Consider the following 2,634-nt stretch of genomic DNA (forward strand, 5'->3'; position numbering starts at 1 on the left):
GGTAAGACCGAGGTGTCTGACAACTATGCAGTGACCGGTTCGATCACGATCAGCAACCCGTCGGCTGTTACACAGACCGTCACCGGTGTTGCAGATGTGTTGAACGACACGACTGTTGCGTCTGTCGACTGTGGTGCGGCGTTCCCGATCGATATCGTGGCGGGCGGCCAGTTGGTCTGCAGCTATACCGCTTCTCCAACGGATGATTTGGCGACGTCGAACACAGCCACCGTCTCTGCGGTCGGTAACGCTGACCAGACAGGGATTGCTGGCGTGTCGTTCACCGAGAACCTGATCGGTGATGACTCGGGGACGTTGACGGATGATCGTTTCGCGGCCTTCTCGGAGGCGGTGAGCGGTGATGCGAACTTCACACTCGAGGAAGACTTCGTCTGCCCGACGAATCCGAGTGCTTATGGCACGGATGGTTCGTATACGGCTGAGGTAGTCAACACCGCATCCTTGAACGGCAATATCAATCTGTCCGACGATGCGAAGATCACGCTGGATTGCACGTTGCCGGTGTTGACGGTCGCTAAGACTGCAGCCGGGACGTATGACCGGACCGTGACCTGGGAACTGGTGAAGAACGTCAATACTGAGGGCAATGATGTGTCCGACTATGTCGGTGTAGCGGGTGACACGTTCCCGACGGATTGGTTGTTGTATGTGGGTAAGACCGAGGTGTCTGACAACTATGCAGTGACCGGTTCGATCACGATCAGCAACCCGTCGGCTGTTACACAGACCGTCACCGGTGTTGCAGATGTGTTGAACGACACGACTGTTGCGTCTGTCGACTGTGGTGCGGCGTTCCCGATCGATATCGTGGCGGGCGGCCAGTTGGTCTGCAGCTATACCGCTTCTCCAACGGATGATTTGGCGACGTCGAACACAGCCACCGTCTCTGCGGTCGGTAACGCTGACCAGACAGGGATTGCTGGCGTGTCGTTCACCGAGAACCTGATCGGTGACGACTCGGTGACGTTGGATGATGACCGGGCTCCATCAGGGTTCCCGGCGTCGATTTCGGCGTCGCAGACGTTCACCTACAACGAGTCGTTCACCTGTTCGAGCAATCGCGGTGATTACACCAACGGTGTTGACACCGATAACTATCCGAACACAGCCACGCTGAAAGGTGACAACAACAACCTGTCCGACAACGCATCGGTCACGGTGACTTGCGAAGCCAGCTTCGTCGACGTGCTCAAGCTGACCGACGGTGCACCAACGCCTGCCGACAAGACCTGGACCTTTGAGCTCAGAAAGGGTGCAACGACGCTCGAAACGCTGAGTACGCCCCCGACTCTGCTCGAGTTCCAGACCGCGTTGGTCATGGGTGACACTTACACCATGTGCGAAACCGGCATACCAGCCGGCTGGACACTGCAGTGGGGTGTTGACGCCAACGGCAACGGAGTGATCGACACCGGCGAGACCCTACCGTTTGTTGGAGGAGAGGCTGACCTCATAGGCAGCGGCCTGCTGCAGGTCTACGACCCGGATCCCAACTACGGGACGGCCGATGCCGTCAACGACACTCGCTGTGTGAACTTCGCAGCACCGACAACGGCGGGCGACGTCTTTCCGTTCATCGTCGACAACCGGTTCCCCGGTGGCGAGCCACGCACGCCGGGATACTGGAAGAACTGGAATACGTGCACCGGTGGCGGTCAGCAGGACACCGCTGCTGCCAACGGCGGCGCGACGGAAGGTTTCTTCCTGCTCGACGATCTGATCCCAACGACGATCGGCAACTTCGCGATCACGACTTGTGAGATCGGGGTCGACATCCTCGACAAGAGGGAGATCGGCGTTCCGGCACTTGTCGGCGATGGTGACAAGATGGCAAGCGATCCAGCCTTCAACATGGCAACTGCGTTGCTAGCAGCGAAGCTGAACCTCGGCGCCGGCGCCGAGACCTGTTCCGCAGTGGTTGACGCAGTCGCAGATGCGGACGCTTTGCTGGTATCGATAGACTTCAATGGCTACCCGGACGGAAATTCCGCCTGGGACGGTAAGGGCAAACCTCCTAGCTACTTCGACAAGAAGGACCCCTTGGCAGCCGAAGCCAATGCACTGGCAACGCTGTTGGACGACTACAACAACGGTTTGCTCTGCAGCCCATAGGCGCAGCACACCGTTGGATACCAACCGAAGGGGCCCGGCTGCCAGCCGGGCCCCTTCATTCGAGGCAAGGGGTAACTTGGTGCGCATGAGTATGACAATGAGCGGGTCGCGAAGTGCCGCCGTGGTGCTGTTGTTGCTCAGTGTCGTCGCGCTTGTGGGTTGTTCTGGCGGAGATCCTCAGACTACGGCGCAGCTCGAGCCGCAGGATGAGGTCATAACCACTCTTGCGGCAACATCAGACATCCCGGTGATCATCAGCGAGCTTCCGCCGGTTGCACGAGCCTCCGATGATGGTGGGGAGCCCAGATCCGCTGCCTATTGGGCGCTATGGAACACGTGCGCGCCGGACAACCGGTCTGAACTGGCTGCAGCCAACGGCGGCCGCGAAGCCGGATGGGTGCTCGTGGACGATTTGCTAGCCGACCCTGACCACGCTCATTGAAACTCCCCAGACCTGCTCACTGAAATTCCCCACCTCCTGAGAGGGAATACCCACTGTTG

General features: G+C 59.1%; 2 protein-coding genes. Both read left to right on the forward strand.

What is annotated here, in order from left to right; translation table 11 throughout:
* Window positions 1–2,133 (forward strand): hypothetical protein (locus tag P1T08_18030; protein ID MDF1597978.1); only part of this gene is annotated, 2,133 nt, incomplete at its 5' end.
* Window positions 2,134–2,218: 85 nt separating this feature from the next.
* Window positions 2,219–2,575 (forward strand): hypothetical protein, encoded by a 357-nt coding sequence (locus P1T08_18035; protein MDF1597979.1) that lies wholly within the window; start codon window positions 2,219–2,221, stop codon window positions 2,573–2,575.
* Window positions 2,576–2,634: the final 59 nt, after the last annotated feature.

It is taken from the genome of Acidimicrobiia bacterium, assembly GCA_029210695.1.
Classification (GTDB): Bacteria; Actinomycetota; Acidimicrobiia; order Spongiisociales; family JAHEDJ01; genus JAHEDJ01.

Excerpts from the sequence above, each read along its gene's own strand:
- P1T08_18035 (MDF1597979.1), top strand. The coding sequence starts at position 2,219 with ATGAGTATGACAATGAGCGGGTCGCGAAGTGCCGCCGTGGTGCTGTTG.